We start from the raw sequence: 16,073 nt of genomic DNA on the forward strand, positions 1-16,073 counted from the left end.
GCGACAATGCCGGGGAAGGGGCGGCAAGTGACGGACGGGCCAACTGTCGGTGCGCGTTTCGCCGGGGCGGATGACCCGGGCAGGGAACAGCGGCCGGTGCTTCGGCCGCTCGACCTCGATCCCCGGGTGCTGCGGGCGCGCTGGCGCTCGGCGAGCCTTGCCGCCGGATGGCGCTTTCCCAGCGACTGGGGAGTGCCCGAGGTGGACATGGTGTGCGCGGCCTTGACCGCCGGGGGCGCGACCGAGTCGGTGCTGTCGGCGTTGGGGCGCGCACGGGCGGCCTCGGGGGCCGGCCTGGAGGAGACGTTGACGGATCTGGCCGCCCTGCACGCGGTGCTGGCCGGTTCCGACGGCGACGGGTGGGTGACGCCCGACATCGACGCCACCCCGGTGCGGCTGGTCCGCATCACCGCAACGGCCTGGGCCGAGGCCGCGCTCGACCGCCTGGCCAATCCGGAGGTCATCGATCCGCTGACCGGCCTGCCGACCGGCTCGTACCTGCGCACCCGGCTGGCCGAGGTGTACCGGGCGGCTGCCCGGACCGGGCGGCCGGTGCCCGCGACCCACCTGCTGATCGTCGCCACGGTCGACGCGAGCGCGATGACCGGGTGGGCCCGGCTGACCGGGATGATCCTGACCGCGGACGCGCTCCGGAAGGTGTTCGACGGCGGGGAGACGGTGGCCTGCCTCGGTCCGTCCACACTGGCCGTGCTGACCGGCCGGGACGACGAGCTGCCCCGCAGGATGATGGCGGCGCGCCGGGAGATCACCGCCCGGCTGTCCCGTGACGAGCAGCTGCACGGGCTGCCGCCACCGGCGTTGCGCATGCTGCGCTTCCCGCCGACGTTCGCCGAGTCGTGTGCGGTGTTGAGCACCGTCGGCCGGGCCTGATCCGCCACGCCCTACTCTTGCTGCGTGCCCACATCGCTGCAGCGTCGGCTCCGCGCCCACCGTGGCGCGGTGGTGCTGATCGGCCTGCTGGCCGCGCTGCCGCTGGCCGTCGGCGTCATCGGCTGGCTGGCCGGGTGGCCGCTGGGCATGGACAGCGTGGTGTACCGGGCGGGCGCCAACACGCTGCTGGACGGCGACCCGCTCTACGACACCCCGACGCTGCCCGCGTACGAGCCCGAGTGGGCGCTGCTGCCGTTCACCTACCCGCCTGCCGCGGCGCTGTTGTTCGTCCCGTTGGCCCCGCTGGCCATCCCGGTGGCCTGGGGCGTGCTGGGCGCGGTCTCGGTGTCGTGCCTGGCCGTCGTGGTGTGGCTGAGCCTGCGCGCGACCGGGGCGCGGCTCTTCGCCACCACGGCCACCGCCACGGCGGCGCTGACCGCGGCGGCGATCCTGCTCGAGCCGGTGTGGCGGACCATCTCGCTCGGCCAGATCAACCTGGTCCTGATGGCCCTGGTGATGGTGGACGTGCTGGTCGTCGGCGCGCGGGGCAGCCGCTGGGGCGGGGTGCTGATCGGCGTGGCGTCCGCGATCAAGCTCACCCCGCTGATCTTCGTCGCGCACCTGGTGTTCATCGGCCGGTGGCGCGATGCGATCCGGTCGGTGGCGACCTTCGCCGGGCTGCAGGGCGTGCTGCTGCTCATCAGCCCCTACGACGTCGTGCGTTACTTCACGCACGCGCTCGGTGACCCGGAGCGGATCGGGACCATCCACTGGTCGGACAACCAGGCGCTGAACGGCCTGTTCCTCCGGCTCACCGGCGGGGCGTCGTGGTCGTTGGCCGCGGCGATCGCCGTCGGTGCCGTGCTGGCACCGTTCGCCGTGCTGCTGATGCGCCGCTACCAGCTGCGCGGCGAGCCGCTGCAGGCGCTGCTGGTGACCGCGTTCTACGGGCTGCTGGTCTCCCCGGTGTCCTGGACCCACCACTGGGTCTGGGCGGTGCCGCTGCTGGTCGTGGTGCTCGCGCACGGCGGGCGCCGCCGGTGGTGGCCGGCGGTGGTGCTCACCGCGGTCTTCGCCAGCTATCTGCTGCTCATCCTGCCCGGCGGCCGGGACCCCGATCTCGGCTGGTCGGTGGTCGACCACCTGCTGGGTAATCTGTATCTCTACGTGCCCCTGGTGCTCGGCGGCCTGCTGTGGTCGCGACGGTAGGGTTTGGTCGTCATGGATGCGCACACGGGGCTGCCGATCGTCGGCATGGTCGGCGGTGGACAGCTGGCCCGGATGACCCATCAGGCGGCCATCGCCCTCGGGCAGTCCTTGCACGTGATGGTGGCGGGCGAGAGGGATTCCGCCGGGCTGGTCGCGGGCAAGGTGGTGCAGGGCGACCACACCGACCTGGATGCCCTGATGGCGTTCGCGTCCGGGGTCGACGTGGTGACGTTCGATCACGAACACGTCCCCAACGAGCACCTGCGTGAGCTGGTCGACGCCGGTGTGGTCGTGCGGCCGGGTCCGGACGCGCTGCTGCACGCGCAGGACAAGCTGCGGATGCGCCAGCGGCTGGCCGAGGCGGGGTGCCCGGTGCCCGCATTCGCGGCGGTGACCCGCCCCGACGACGTGCGGCGGTTCGGTGACCAGCACGGCTGGCCGGTGGTCGTCAAGGCCGTTCGCGGCGGGTACGACGGCCGGGGCGTGTGGATCCCGGAGACGCCGGAGGAAGCCGGCACGCTGGTGCGCGACCTGCTCGACGCCGGCACGCCGCTGCTGGTGGAGGAAAAGGTGCCGATGCGGCGCGAGCTGTCGGCCCTGGTCGCCCGGTCGCCGTTCGGCCAGGGGGCCGCCTGGCCGGTGGTGGAGACGGTGCAGCGCGACGGGATCTGCACCGAGGTGCTGGCCCCCGCGCCCGGCCTGTCGGCCGACACCGCGCACGACGCCCAGGAGCTCGCGCTGCGCATCGCGGCGGATCTGGGGGTGGTCGGTGTGATGGCCGTCGAGCTGTTCGAGACCGACAGCGGCGTGGTGGTCAACGAGCTGGCCATGCGCCCGCACAACTCCGGCCACTGGACCATGGACGGTTCCAGCACGTCGCAGTTCGAGCAGCATCTGCGCGCGGTGCTGGACTACCCGCTCGGCGCGACCGACCCGCTGGCCCCGGTGTGCGTGATGGCCAACGTGCTGGGCGCCGAGCAGCCGCCGGCGATGGGCCCGGACGAGCGGCTCCACCACCTGTTCGCCCGGTTTCCGTCGGCGCGCGTGCACCTGTACGGCAAGCAGGAACGGCCCGGCCGCAAGCTGGGGCATGTGAACTTCCTCGGCGACGACGTCGAGAAGCTGCGCGAGCGCGGCCGGCTGGCCGCCCACTGGCTGTCCCACGCCGTCTGGCTCGACGGCTACCAAGTGCACTGAAGGAGACCACTCGGATGCAGGCAGCTCAGCCGTCGGTCGGCGTGATCATGGGCAGCGACTCGGACTGGCCGGTGCTCTCCGCCGCCGCCGAGGCGCTGGACGAATTCGGCGTCCGTTACGAGGTCGGCGTGTACTCCGCGCACCGCACGCCGCAGCGCATGCTCGACTACGCGGCGAGCGCGGCCGACCGGGGCTTGCAGGTGATCATCGCCGGGGCGGGCGGTGCGGCGCACCTGCCGGGGATGGTCGCCTCGGCCACGGTGCTGCCGGTGATCGGTGTGCCGGTCCCGCTGAAGCACCTGGACGGGCTGGACTCGCTGCTGTCCATCGTGCAGATGCCCGCGGGGGTGCCGGTGGCCACGGTGTCGGTCGGCGGGGCGCGCAACGCCGGCCTGCTCGCGGTGCGCATCCTGGCCGCTTCGGATCCGGCACTGCGGGAGCGGATGGCGCAGTTCCAGCGCGACCTCGAGCAGAAGGTCCTGGACAAGGACGCCAAGCTGCGCGAATCGCTGAGCTGACCCACGGGCGGCAGGCGGGCGCGGGCGCTGCGCGTCCGGGCACGGCAGCGTGCGCGATTCCCGTGCCGGTGCAGGGTGCGGGCCAACAGGCACAGGCACAGTGCTGGGCGTCGAGCGGAGCCGCCGTGTTCTCCACCTGGCGTCCTAGCCGCCATGCATGGCGCGGGGCAGACCGCCAGTGGCGAACCCGTAGGCCGGATCATTGCCAGCCGCCATGCACCGTGGGGCCAGAGACAGTGCTGTGTCCGGGTAACGGCAGCGCCCCGCGTGAACCCCGGGCAGGGCGCGGACAAACGCAGCGCCGGGCGTCGAGGGTCGAGCAGGCCGGGTACTTCCCCGCCCGGCGCCCTAGCCGCCGTTGGACGGCCGGTAGGCCGGCGCCGGGAACCGCAGCCGAGCCGACCTCGCCCCGACAGCGGAGTCCGCCACCGCATCCATGACCGTCCGGCCCAGCTGGGCACGTGCCCGCACCGCCGGATGGTTCGTGCTGAAGTCGTCGTCGACCGCTTCACCGCCGGTGAACTGCCCGGAGGCGAACAGCGCATACGTCGCCAGCGGCGTGCCGTCCTGGCCGAACACCACGCCCGCCTCGTTGCGCCCGTCGGCGAACCAACCCGCTTTCGTGGCCACCCGCAGGCGCTCCGGCGAGGTCAGATACAGCCGGAACCCGTCGGTGAACGAGGTGAGCGAGCGCAGCACGGTGAGCAGGTACTGGCTGGACTTCGCCGACAACAGCTCCCCGGTGACCAGCTTGCGCAGCAGGGTGTGCGTCTCCCTGGGCGTGGTCTTGCCCAGGAAGAACCGGTTCGGGTTCTCCACCGGGACCACCTGGGTGTGCTCGAAGCCCTTGGCGCGCAGGATCTCGTTGAGTTCCGCCGCCGGGCACACCAGGCCACACAGCCGCACGGCGGTGTTGTCCGACACCGTCAGCAACGTGGCCAGCGCGTGGCCGAGGGTGACCGACGACGGGTAGGCGCCGTCCAGGCCGAAGATGCCGTCGGTGTCCCGGATGACGATGTCCTCGGTGACGTCCACCCGCTGGTCCAGGCTCAGCACGCCGCGGTCGATCTTGTCCAGTACCGCCACCGCGACGGCGATCTTGTTGACGCTGTATGCCTCGACGACCCGGTCCGGCTGATCGAGCACGACCGGTCGCACCGTGTCGCCGTCGGCGATCGAGATCATCGACGACCAGGTGCCGCCCGCCGCCTTGGTGACGCGGCGGTACGTGCGGGCGATGCGGTCGGCGGGGGAGGCAGCGGCGGTGGCTTCGGCTTGCGACCGGGCGGCCACCACTCCGGTGCCGAGCAGCGCCCCGGAAGCCAGCGTTCCCCCGACCCCGATGGCCTTGCGGCGCGACATGGCGAATCTCATCGACCTGGCCTCGTCTTCTCCTGACGCACCCTCGCCGGGTGCTCGTCGTTCATGATCGATTCGGTGGGTGCGGGCATCGTACCGGTGAGCAGCTTCACGGACACTTCCTAGGACGTCCTAGTAAATGGCGATTAACCTAAGGGGCGGCAGACCCCGACGTGGGTCGATGTGTGGCAACGGGAGGTCCAGGTGTCCGAGCTGTACCGGCTGGCCGACGAGCACGAGGAACTGCGTGCCGCCGTGCGGGCGCTCGCGGAGAAGGAGATCGCGCCGCACGCGGCCGATGTCGACGAGAACGAGCGCTACCCGGTGGAGGCGCGCGACGCGCTCACCATGGCCGGGTTCCACGCGATCCACATCCCGGAGGCCTACGGCGGGCAGGGCGCCGACGCCATCGCCACCAACATCGTGATCGAGGAGGTCGCCCGGGTGTGCGCGTCCTCGTCGCTGATCCCGGCGGTGAACAAGCTCGGCACCATGAACATCATCCTCGGTGGCTCCGAGGAGCTGAAGAAGAAGGTGCTCGGCGACGTCGCGGCGGGCGCGATGGCCTCCTACGCGCTGTCGGAGCGGGAGGCGGGGTCGGACCCGGCGTCGATGCGCACCCGCGCGGTCAAGGACGGCGACACCTGGGTGCTGAACGGCACCAAGTGCTGGATCACCAACGCGGCGATGTCCGAGTGGTTCACCGTGATGGCGGTGACCGACCCGGACGCGCCCAGCCCGGCGCGCGGCATCTCGGCGTTCGTGGTGCACAAGGACGATCCGGGCTTCACGGTCGGCCCGAAGGAGCGCAAGCTCGGCATCAAGGGTTCGCCGACCAACGAGATCTACTTCGAGAACTGCACCATCCCGGAGGACCGGATCATCGGCGAGCCGGGGCAGGGTCTGAAGCTGGCGTTCCGCACGCTGGACCACACCAGGCACTCGATCGGCGCGCAGGCGCTGGGGATCGCGCAGGGCGCCCTGGACGCGGCGGTCGCCTACGCCAAGGAGCGCAAGCAGTTCGGCAAGCCGATCGCCGACTTCCAGGCCATCCAGTTCATGCTGGCCGACATGGCCATGAAGGTGGAGGCGGCCAGGCACCTGGTGTACGCGGCGGCGGCCAAGGTGGAGCGGGGCGAGCCGGACGCGTCGTTCGCCTCCAGCGCAGCCAAGACGTTCGCCTCCGACGCCGCCATGCAGATCACCACCGATGCGGTGCAGATCTTCGGCGGCGCGGGCTACACGCGGGACTTCCCGGTGGAGCGGATGATGCGCGACGCCAAGATCACCCAGATCTACGAGGGCACCAACCAGATCCAGCGGCTGGTGATGGCCCGCTCGCTGCTCAAGTAGGAGCAGTCGCCCGGCCGGGCGCCGGTGGGCGTACCTGCCCGCGAACGGGGCTTGACGCAGGCGTCACTGCTCGCGGCAGGCTTGCGCGAGCAGTGGTCGCCCGCGCTTGCCGTCAGGCGAGCAGGTCGGCCGTGGTGCGTTCGGCGTCCCTGCGGGCGTCCAGCTTCGCGGGGTCGGCGTTGGTGACCTGCACGACGGACGCGCCTGCCGCCAGCGGTCCCAGCAGGCCCCGGAGCAGGCCGTCCGGCAGCGTCCACTCCAGTGTCGACAGCACCCTGCTTCGGCGGTCCAGGCCAGTCTTCTCGGCGTTCCGGCGAGCCGTGTCGAGTACTTCCTGCGCGCTGAGCCCCATCAGGGCAGGGGAGTCGCCGGGCACCGGCTCCAGCGGCATGAAGTCGTCGGCGCACGCCCGGGACTCGACCAGGTAGTCGAGGGCCGGTGGGGTGACTCCGCCGGGCACGCCCCGGCCCAGCGGATCCAGAGCGACGATCGCTTGCGGAGCAGCGACGTCATGATCCCCGGGTGGCAGGAACACCACGCGTGCGTCGTCGGCCTCGGTGACCACGTGCGCGCCGCACCAGAACGCACCGAGCAGCACACCCGCGGTCTGCCAGTGCGTGGGCAGCCGCACGCACACCGGATCACCGATCTCGACATCGAACTCGTCCACCAGCCAGTTGGCGGTTTTCGCCGCCCAGTTGGCCAGCGTGGCCGCGGACAGCTCGATGCGGGTCTGGGCGGCGTCGTCATAGTGCGTGAGCAATGGACGGGCGGACGCTGTCGACAGCAGCGGGTGGAGCAAGGACTCGGTGACGTTCACACCGAGCAGGCTATCCGGGCGCCGTTGCCCGGGTGGCCCGCCAATCCGTGGCAGGACGTGCGGCGTCAGATGGTGCCTTCTCGTGCCCGCCGCGTTCTGTGCAGTGGCGGCGTCGATCTTCCTGGCCGGTTGCTCGACGGCCGGGGTGGCGGCGATCCGGCGTCGAACCTCCGGACAACCACAACGTCCCGTGTCGATCGCCCTCAGCTGCCGACGGCCGCCAGCCTCCCGGGCTGACGGCGGTCTGCCGGAGTGCCTGGCGACGGACCAGCCGAGCGAATCCACCGATGCCGGGCCCTTCGTCACCGCGACCCCGCCCGCTTCGTCCGGCGCGTCAGTTGACGCAGGGCGCGCGGCCGCCGCTGATCGGCTCGCCCTCCTGGGCGGTGAGCACCCCCAAGGCCGCTCCCGGAGAGCTGCCGCCGCCCCGCGGTGCCTGGCTCGACGAAGCGCCGGGCGCGCTCGGCCCGCTCGAGGTGCCCGCCGGGTTCCCCTTCGGCCGGATGAGGTCGCGGACGAACGCACGCACCTTCTTCTCGTCGACCACCACGATGCTCTGCTTGCCGTCCGGGCTGCGGCCGTTGATGTTCTCCACCGGGATGGTGACGAACGTGACTTGCCGGGACGACAGGCTCTGTGCCTTCTGGGCGAACTCCAGGATGTCCAGGTCGGGGTCCAGCACCACGGACCGTTCGACGGCGTTCACCAGCCTGCGCAGCTTGCGGTTGTCGGTGAGCGTGTCGGTGGACAGCACCTTGTGCAGCGCCGACGCCAGGAACGTCTGTTGGCGGACGATCCGGTCCAGGTCCCCACGCGGCAGGTTCTTGCGCTGCCGGACGTAGGCCAGCGCCTCGCTGCCGCTGATGGTCTGCCGTCCGGCCCGGAAGTTGGCCCCGGAGTCGGCATCCGACGTGGCCGCGTTCAGGCACACCTCGACCCCGCCCAGCGCCTCGGTGAGCAGGTAGAAGCCCAGCAGGCTCACCTCGGCGTAGTGGTCGATGTGCACCTTGGTGAAGTCCTGCACCGTCTGGATGAGCGCCCGGCGGCCGCGCTCGTCGGAGGCCCGTTCGATCTCCTCGGCGGACATGCCGCCGCGCTGGTGCAGCCGCGCGGCCTCGGCCGCCTTGGCGACCCCGTACGCCGAGTTGATCTTCGCCTTGCCGCCGGTGGGCACGCGCACCCAGCTGTCCCTGGGCAGCGACACCGCGCGCGGCGGCCCGCCGTCGTGGGGGAACCGCACGATGATCAACGTGTCGGTGTTCACCCCGACGCTCGCCGTGGTGCGCAGCTTGGCCAGCATCTCGCGGGACAGCGGCTTGCCCTTGGCGTCGGTGCGGCTGTCCGACCCGACCAGCAGGATGTCCTCCGCGCCGTCGTCCTCCGGCGGCGAGTTGGGGATCTCGTCCAGCGCAGGCGTGGTGGTGACGTTGTCACGGAAGTCGTCCACCTTCAGGTAGGTGTACCCGGCCGCGACGACGGTGGCAGCAGAAATCACGGCCACCACCAGGTAGCCCACCCGCCTCGCCATCTTCATCATCACGCTCTAGTGAACCAGGCAAAACGCCAACGCGTGAACATACCCCTAGACTGTCGCGCGGTTGGAGGTATTGCATGCGGGTGGTCGTCACGGGCGGCGCCGGGTTCATCGGCTCGCACTACGTTCGGCAAGCACTGACCGGGGCCTACGACTCGCTGGCCGACGCACAGATCGTGGTACTGGACAGCCTGACCTACGCCGGCAACGAACAGAACCTCGCCCCGGTGAAGGACTCGCCGCGGCTGGAGTTCGTGCGCGGGGACATTCGCGACGGCGAGCTGGTCCGCGCGGTGCTGCGCGGCGCGGACGCGGTGGTGCACTTCGCCGCCGAGTCGCACGTCGACCGGTCGATCGTGGGCGCGGCCGAGTTCGTCTCGACCAACGTGCTCGGCACGCAGACGTTGCTGCAAGCCGCGCTGGAGGCCGAGGTCGGCCGGTTCGTGCACGTCTCGACCGACGAGGTGTACGGCTCGATCGAGCACGGCTCGTGGCCGGAGGACCATCCGCTGGAACCGAACTCGCCGTACTCGGCGTCGAAGGCCTCGTCCGACCTGCTGGCCAGGGCCTACTTCCGCACCCACGGACTCCCGGTGTGCATCACCCGGTGCTCCAACAACTACGGGCCCTACCAGTACCCGGAAAAGGTCATCCCGCTGTTCGTGACCAACCTGCTGAACGGCAAGCGGGTGCCGCTGTACGGGGACGGCGGGAACGTCCGCGACTGGCTGCACGTCGACGATCACTGCCGCGGCATCCAGCTGGTGCTGGACCGGGGACGGCCGGGCGAGATCTACAACATCGGCGGCGGCACCGAGCTGACCAACAAGGAACTGACCGGCCTGTTGCTGGAGGCGGTCGGCGCGGACTGGGACATGGTCGAGTACGTGCCCGACCGCAAGGGACACGACCGCAGGTACTCGGTCGACATCACCAAGATCAGCACCGAGTTGGGGTATCGTCCCGCGGTGCCGTTCACCGAGGGTTTGGCCGACACCGTGCGCTGGTACAAGGACAACCGCAGCTGGTGGGAGCCGTTGCGCAAACGTGCGGGACTGGACGAATGACGGCGCTGACGTTGCTGATCCCGGGCGGGACCGGGCAGCTGGGACGAGAGTTGAACAGGCAGGCACAGCAGGCGGGTGCCGATGTCCGCGCGCCCGGCCGTGCCGAGCTGGACGTGACGAGCGCGGGGCAGGTCGTCTCCGCCGTGCGTGAGCTGGCCGAGCACGCCCGGCGGCGCGGCGGCCGCCCGGTGGTGATCAATGCCGCCGCCTACACCGCGGTTGACGCCGCCGAATCGGCCGAACGCAAGGCGTTCGCGGTCAACGCCGATGGCCCCCGCCTGCTCGCCGCCGCCTGCGCCTCGGCGCAGGTGCCGCTGATTCACGTGTCCACCGACTACGTCTTCTCCGGCGAGTCCGACCGGCCGTACGAGCCCGACGACCCGCTGGGCCCGCGCAGCGCGTACGGCCGCACCAAGGCGGCAGGTGAAGTGGCGGTGCTCGCGTCCGGAGCCGATGCCTGGGTGGTCCGCACCGCGTGGGTCTACGGCGTGGGCGGCTCGAACTTCGTGCACACCATCGCCCGGCTGGAGCGGGAGAAGGAGACGCTGCGGGTGGTCGACGACCAGCACGGGTCACCGACGTCGGCGGAGGCGCTGGCAGGCGGGCTGCTGCAGCTGGCGGAGCGCATCGCCGACGGCCAGGGGCCCGAGCAGCGGACCCTGCACTGCACCTGCCAAGGCAGCACCACGTGGTTCGGCTTCGCCAGGGCGATCTTCGAGGAGCTGGACGCCGATCCGGAACGCGTGCAGCCGTGCTCGACGCAGGACTTCCCGCGCCCGGCGCCGCGGCCGGCCCGCGCGGTGCTGTCGCCGAGGTCGTGGCTGGCGGCCGAGCTCGACCCGATGCCGGCATGGCGCGAGGCGTTGGCTGCGTACGTGCGCAAGCACCGCGACGAGCTGCGGGCGGCCGAGTAGTGGCTATTTGCCCGCTGCCTTTCGGTAGGCCGCTACGGTCAGCTCCGCACGGCGGCGCCGGGGCTGGCCTGCGCGGTGCTGTCGCCGAGGTCGTGGCTGGCGGCCGGGTTCGACCCGATGCCGGTATGGCGCGAGGTGTTGGCTGCGTACGTGCGCAAGCACCGTGACGAGCTGCGGGCGGCCGAGTAGTGGCTATTTGCCCGCTGCCTTGCGGTAGGCCGCTACGGTCAGCTCCGCGCAGCGGCGCCAGGTGTACGTGGCAGCATGGGCTCGTCGCGCGACGGACGCCTCCGGGGTGCGCGAGTCCGCCACGGCCGCGTTCATTGCAGCTATGAGGGCGTCCACGTCGCCGTAGGGCACCAGGTGGGCGTGCCCGCCGGAGACCTCCCGCAAAGCCGGGACATCCGTGCACACGACCGGAACGTCGCACGCCATCGCCTCCAGCACGGGCAGCCCGAACCCTTCGTCCCGTGACGGCAGCACCAACGCGCTGGCCCCGGCCATCACGCTGCGCAGGTCGACGTCGGAGACGTATCCGGCGTGCAGCGAGCGCGGCGATGCCTCGAACGTCCCCGGCCCGACGTAGACCAACGGCGGCAGGCCGGGATCCGCCTGATGCGCCTTGGCCAGCCAGCGCAGCCCCTTGCGTGGGCCCGCCGCGCCCACGAACAGCACGTACTTGGACGGCAGCGACAGCCGCTGGCGCAGCCGCTCGGTCGGTGGCTGGGCGGCGAACCAGGACGGATCCACCCCCAACGGGGTGACCATGATCTTGTCGCGGTCCACCTCCAGCCGTTCCGCCACCTTGTCCGCCACCGCGGCGGTCGGCGTGCAGATCACCTTGGCCCGGCGCGCGCTGACCCGCACCAGCGCGGGCAGGTCGGGCTGGCCCGCCGACTCGGGGCGGTCGAGGAACGCCAGGTCGTGGATGGTCACCACGCCTGCGGCGCGCAGCGTGCCGGGCAGGACGAAGTTCGTGCCGTGCACGACGTCGGCGAACCCGGCGAACAGCTCCACCGGTGGGATGCGGCTGCGGCGCCACGCCGCCCGCAACAGGCGGGCGGGTACCGGCATCCCGGCGGCGGTCACGCCGTGCGGCAGCATCCGGCGCAGCTTGCGCCAGCCACGCACGGTGAATGCGACGCCGCGGGATCGCACCTCCGGCATGGACGCCAGCTCTTCGGTGAGGGAGAACGTGTAGCGACCGACACCGGTGCGCTCGCCGATCAGCGGGGTGCCGTCGAACAGCACCCGCAGCGGGGCCGCCTCCCGCTCGGCGGAGGATTGCGACGACTTAGCCACGTCTGACGACCTTACGAAGCCGCCCGGCCGCTCGTCGGCCGAGTTCGCGGATTCCTCCCGTGGCCAGGTACTCGCGCGCCAGCGCGACGTCCCGACGCAGCTTGGCCAGTCCGCGCGGCTGCGGTTCGGTGGTCAGGTCCGCCGCGCCGGGCAGCCGGTCGGCCGCGGGCCTGGGGTCGCGGCAGAACTCGACCAGCGGGCGCAGCACCTCCGGCCAGGTGAACCGCTGGGCCACCGCGGCGATCCGCTCGGTGCACGCCGCCGCGAACTCGGTGTCGTACAGGCACTTCTCCAGCGCTTCGGCCAGCGCCACCGGGTCCTCCGGCGGGACGACCACGCCCAGCTGCTCGGCGCGCACCAGGTCGGCGAACGCGTCGCCGTCGGTGGTGACGATGGGCAGCCCCGCCCACAGGTAGTCCAGCACCCTGGTGCGGAACGCGAACGTGGTCTCCACGTGCTGGTAGTGGGTGGTGACCCCGCAGTCGGCGTCCAGCAGCCAGTTCTGCCGCTCGGCGTAGGGCACCCAGTGCTGGTTGAAGAACACGTGCTTGCCGGTCAGCCCGAGCTCGTCGGCCAGCCGGACGGTGCGCGCGGCGATGGACATCTCCCCGACCTCGGGGTTGGGGTGCTTCATGCCCAAGAACACCAGGCGCACGTCGCCGCGCCGCTCGCGCAGCCGGTCGATCGCGCGGATCAGCGTGAGCGGGTCGAACCAGCTGTACACCCCGCCTGCCCAGATGATCACGTGGTCGGTGTCCGAGATGCCGTCGATGCTGGCCCGCAGCCCGTCACCGGTGCGCACCGGCGGCTGCTCCGGCAGGCCGAACGGGACCACGGCGAGCAGGGACTGGGTGGTGGGATCGGCGTCGTACAGCCGGGGCGACAGCCGGCCGATCGCCGCCAGATGCCCGAGCCACAGGTGCCGCTGCCGTTCGGAGGCGCACAGGAAGAAGTCACCGCGCTCCAGCTGCGCGTCGAGCACCCTGGTCACCCCGGCGACGTCCGCGGCCCGCCGGTCGTCCGGGGTGTCCTTGGACTGCTCGAGCAGCTCCAGGTGCATCGGGTCGTACAGGTCGCAGACCACGATCTTGTGCGAGTGCCGCTCCTTGAGCGCCGGAGCCATCTCCAGCACGTGGCCCTGCAGGACGACGATCTCCGCCCACTCGACGGGTTCGGCCAGGTCGCGGTGCCTGGCCTCGGAGACCCGGAACTGCCCGGCAGGCAGCTCGCCGAGCGCGTTCGCCGGGTTGACCGTGACCAGCCGCACGTCGTGCTCGGCGGACAGGATGCGGGCGATGTTCCACGCCCGGATCGCCGGGCCGGCCATCCGGCCGGAAAGCGCGTCCCCGGTGATCACCAGGACCTTGCGGCGACGGCCGAAGGCATCGGCGATGCCGAACGCTTCGGCGAGCACGTCGTGCGCGGCCAGGTAGCGGGGCAACGGGTAAGCCGGCTCGAGTGCGTTGCGCAGCAACGGCAGCAGGTCCGCATCGGTTCTCCGCCTGCTCGCCTGGATGCGCTCCCGGTCCTCGCGCAGCCCGGGCAGCTGCTCCACGAACTGGTCGACGGCCAGCAGACCGGCGAGCGTGCTGCGCGGGATCGGCACCGGCGAGGTCTCCGGCGGCGTCACCCCGGCGGCGAGGTCGAGCTGCGTCGGGTCGAGCTCGCCCCGGGCGGTGGCCCGGCGCACGGCCAACGCGAGCGCGGCGGGCAGCGCACGGGCCAGCGTGTCGTCCGCCAGGTTCTTGTACATGGCGGCCAGCGCGTTGCGCTCGAGCAGGAACGTCTCGCGGCCGGACTCAGGCTTGTCCAGCGCGTTCATCGTCCCGTGGTGCTCGTGGTAGGCCACCGACGACGGCTCGTAGCGCACCCGCCAGCCGAGCAGGTTCAGCCGCCAGCCGAGGTCGACGTCCTCGTAGAACATGAACATGCGCTCGTCGAAGCCGCCGACCTCGGCGAACACCGACGCGCGCACGAACATCGCCGACCCGGTGGCGAACAGCACGTCCTTGGCCCGCTCGTGCTCCTCGGCGGGCAGATCGGCCAGCGGGCGCCCGGCGTGCCGCTTGTAGCCCATGCCGAACCAGGTCAGCCCGGCGTCCACGAAATCCACGTGGGTGCCGTCGGCGTCGAGCACCTTGCTGGCCACCGCCGCCACCGTCGGGTCGGTCTTGAGTACGTCGACCGCGGCGCGCGCCCAGCGCGCATCGGGCCGCGCGTCGTTGTTGAGGAACGCCAGCACGCTGCCGTGGGCGTGCTCGGCGCCCAGGTTGCAGCCACCGGCGAAGCCACGGTTGGTGTCGGAGCGCACCACGCGCACCCCGGGCAGCCGCTTGGCGGCCGCGGTGAGCTCGTCGGCGTCGCTACCACCTGAGCCGTTGTCCACGCAGACGACCTCGAAGTCCGGGTAGTCCAGGTCGCCGGTGATCCGCTCCAGGCACCTGACGGTGTCGGCCGCGCGGCGGAAGTTGACCACGACGACCGAGAGCAGCGGATCGACCTGCGCCACGAAGGCTCCCTTCTTGCGGACGATGTCCGAAGATTAGCGGGAGCTCACTCCGCGACGGACGCCCGCACCCTGCTGGGGTCCGTGTCGCCGGGCCCCACCGTCTGCCGCCACACCGCGACCGCCCGGCCGCTCCCGTCGACGGCCAGCCCGACGCTCCACAGTTCGTTCTCCGCGGCCACCGTGCCCGGCCCCGACCACGTCCCGGACGGCGGCCGGAGCACCGCTTCCACCCGGTCGTCCGCGTCGGTCGTGCGGTTGACCAGCCAGACGACGTGGACGGTGCGGCCGTCGTCCACACCGATCTGCGGGGCCGCCCCTGCCGTCGTCAGCTGTTCCGGGGTGCCCCACGTGCCCGAGGCGGGCCGACCGGCCGCGGCCACCCCCGACTGGGTGGAATCGAGGTTGACCTGCCAGACGGCTGTCGCGTTCCCCTGCCCGTCCAGCACGCCTTCCGGCCGGACGGCGTTGCGGGTCTTGTCGGAGATCGTCTGGACCTGCGACCAGCCGCCGGAGGTTCGATGCGCTGCCTGCACGACCCGGACGGAGCTCCGCAGCACCCACAGCACCTGGACCGTGCTGCCGTCCTTGCCGGTCACCACGGCCGGCTGCTCGCCGTGCCTGCCCGCCCGGGACAGCGTCGTGGCCGTTTCCCACGCGCCGTTGCGGGTGGCGCGAGACGCCTTGATCCGGTCGATGCCCTCGCTGTCGGTGTCCTTCCACGCGGCGTGCGCAGTGCCCGAGAAATCCAGGGCGACCTCGTGCTGGCGGCCGGAACCGGCGATCGGCTGCGGGGTACCCCAGCTGGTGGCGCCCGCGTTCAGCCGCGACGACCGCAGCCCGTTGCGCTGATGCCAGGCCACGATCGCGTCCCCGTGCTTGTTGCTCGCCAGCCGTGGCCTGCTGACCCCGCCCGCCGCCGAGACCGCTCGCGCCGCGTCCCATGACCCGCCCGGGCGCAGCGTGGCCGCCATGACCCGGCGCCCGTCCGCGGCGGATGCCGTGGCGTTCTCCATCCACGCCGCCACGACGAGGCCGTCGGGGGCGGCGACGATCTGCGGCTCGTCGGCGTCGCGTTCCGGGTTGGACAGGGTCACCGGGGCCGACCACGAGCCGCCCGGCGCCCGTCGCGCCGCCTTGATCACGTCGATGTCGGCGGTACGGCGTTCCGCCCACACCACGGTCGCCGTGCCCGCGCCGTCGATGGCCGCTTGCTGCTGGCTGGCCACCCCGTCCGGGGCGGACACCGTCGCCGGTGGTGTCCACGACGCCGCCTGTGCGGGAAGCGTGGTGACCGCGCTCGTGGTGGTGACCACCGCCGTCACCACGGCCAGCCTGAATGCGATGCGACTGCGCGCTTGCGTCATCGACTGTCCCTTTCCGGCCGCCATGGGTGGCGGCCT

At 71.8% G+C, this 16,073-nt stretch carries 13 protein-coding genes; 7 read left to right on the forward strand and 6 right to left on the reverse strand.

The annotated features are described in order from the left end of the window. The first annotated feature begins 96 nt into the window (after positions 1-96). The 4 genes from YWY_RS0118780 to purE are packed head-to-tail and all read left to right on the forward strand — an operon-like array spanning position 97 to position 3,815. Positions 97-891, forward strand: a complete 795-nt coding sequence (locus tag YWY_RS0118780) for a GGDEF domain-containing protein (RefSeq protein ID WP_084609358.1) — start codon at positions 97-99, stop codon at positions 889-891. A gap of 24 nt (positions 892-915) precedes the next feature. Continuing rightward, positions 916-2,100: a glycosyltransferase 87 family protein gene (locus YWY_RS22875; RefSeq protein ID WP_156899366.1), complete on the forward strand. Its 1,185-nt coding sequence runs from the start codon at positions 916-918 to the stop codon at positions 2,098-2,100. A 12-nt stretch (positions 2,101-2,112) separates the two neighbouring features. Next, positions 2,113-3,297, forward strand: a complete 1,185-nt coding sequence (locus tag YWY_RS0118790) for a 5-(carboxyamino)imidazole ribonucleotide synthase (protein WP_028848881.1) — start codon at positions 2,113-2,115, stop codon at positions 3,295-3,297. 14 nt (positions 3,298-3,311) lie between these two features. Beyond that, positions 3,312-3,815: a 5-(carboxyamino)imidazole ribonucleotide mutase gene (gene purE / locus YWY_RS0118795; protein ID WP_028848882.1), complete on the forward strand. Its 504-nt coding sequence runs from the start codon at positions 3,312-3,314 to the stop codon at positions 3,813-3,815. Between the two features lie 348 nt (positions 3,816-4,163). On the opposite strand, the gene YWY_RS0118800 is transcribed toward purE, so the two are convergent. After that, complete coding sequence (locus tag YWY_RS0118800; protein ID WP_028848883.1) at positions 4,164-5,177, reverse strand: serine hydrolase; 1,014 nt, start codon at positions 5,175-5,177, stop codon at positions 4,164-4,166. Between the two features lie 210 nt (positions 5,178-5,387). Here YWY_RS0118800 and YWY_RS0118805 point away from each other — a divergent pair, with 210 nt between their 5' ends. Further along, positions 5,388-6,527, forward strand: a complete 1,140-nt coding sequence (locus tag YWY_RS0118805) for an acyl-CoA dehydrogenase family protein (RefSeq protein ID WP_028848884.1) — start codon at positions 5,388-5,390, stop codon at positions 6,525-6,527. Positions 6,528-6,639: 112 nt separating this feature from the next. Here YWY_RS0118805 and YWY_RS0118810 read toward each other — a convergent pair whose 3' ends face one another. Both YWY_RS0118810 and YWY_RS22880 read right to left on the reverse strand, forming a co-directional pair. Beyond that, positions 6,640-7,347, reverse strand: a complete 708-nt coding sequence (locus YWY_RS0118810; protein ID WP_028848885.1) for a TIGR03089 family protein — start codon at positions 7,345-7,347, stop codon at positions 6,640-6,642. A gap of 334 nt (positions 7,348-7,681) precedes the next feature. Further along, on the reverse strand, positions 7,682-8,884 hold the full coding sequence (locus YWY_RS22880; RefSeq protein WP_084609360.1) for an LCP family protein: 1,203 nt from the start codon (positions 8,882-8,884) through the stop codon (positions 7,682-7,684). A gap of 74 nt (positions 8,885-8,958) precedes the next feature. On the opposite strand from YWY_RS22880, the gene rfbB reads away from it, so the two are divergent. Both rfbB and rfbD read left to right on the forward strand, forming a co-directional pair. Further along, on the forward strand, positions 8,959-9,948 hold the full coding sequence (rfbB, locus tag YWY_RS0118820) for a dTDP-glucose 4,6-dehydratase (RefSeq protein ID WP_028848886.1): 990 nt from the start codon (positions 8,959-8,961) through the stop codon (positions 9,946-9,948). Continuing rightward, positions 9,945-10,862: a dTDP-4-dehydrorhamnose reductase gene (gene rfbD, locus YWY_RS0118825; RefSeq protein ID WP_028848887.1), complete on the forward strand. Its 918-nt coding sequence runs from the start codon at positions 9,945-9,947 to the stop codon at positions 10,860-10,862. Before rfbB ends, rfbD begins: the two co-directional genes overlap by 4 nt. A gap of 192 nt (positions 10,863-11,054) precedes the next feature. On the opposite strand, the gene YWY_RS0118835 is transcribed toward rfbD, so the two are convergent. The 3 genes from YWY_RS0118835 to YWY_RS0118845 are packed head-to-tail and all read right to left on the reverse strand — an operon-like array spanning position 11,055 to position 16,037. Beyond that, positions 11,055-12,164, reverse strand: a complete 1,110-nt coding sequence (locus YWY_RS0118835) for a glycosyltransferase family 4 protein (RefSeq protein ID WP_245566729.1) — start codon at positions 12,162-12,164, stop codon at positions 11,055-11,057. Further along, positions 12,157-14,673: a glycosyltransferase gene (locus YWY_RS0118840; RefSeq protein ID WP_028848889.1), complete on the reverse strand. Its 2,517-nt coding sequence runs from the start codon at positions 14,671-14,673 to the stop codon at positions 12,157-12,159. The genes YWY_RS0118835 and YWY_RS0118840 overlap by 8 nt, the downstream gene beginning before the upstream one ends. Before the next feature lie 44 nt (positions 14,674-14,717). After that, positions 14,718-16,037 (reverse strand): hypothetical protein, encoded by a 1,320-nt coding sequence (locus YWY_RS0118845; RefSeq protein WP_156899367.1) that lies wholly within the window; start codon positions 16,035-16,037, stop codon positions 14,718-14,720. Positions 16,038-16,073: the final 36 nt, after the last annotated feature.

This window comes from Thermocrispum agreste DSM 44070 (assembly GCF_000427905.1).
Lineage (GTDB): Bacteria > Actinomycetota > Actinomycetes > Mycobacteriales > Pseudonocardiaceae > Thermocrispum > Thermocrispum agreste.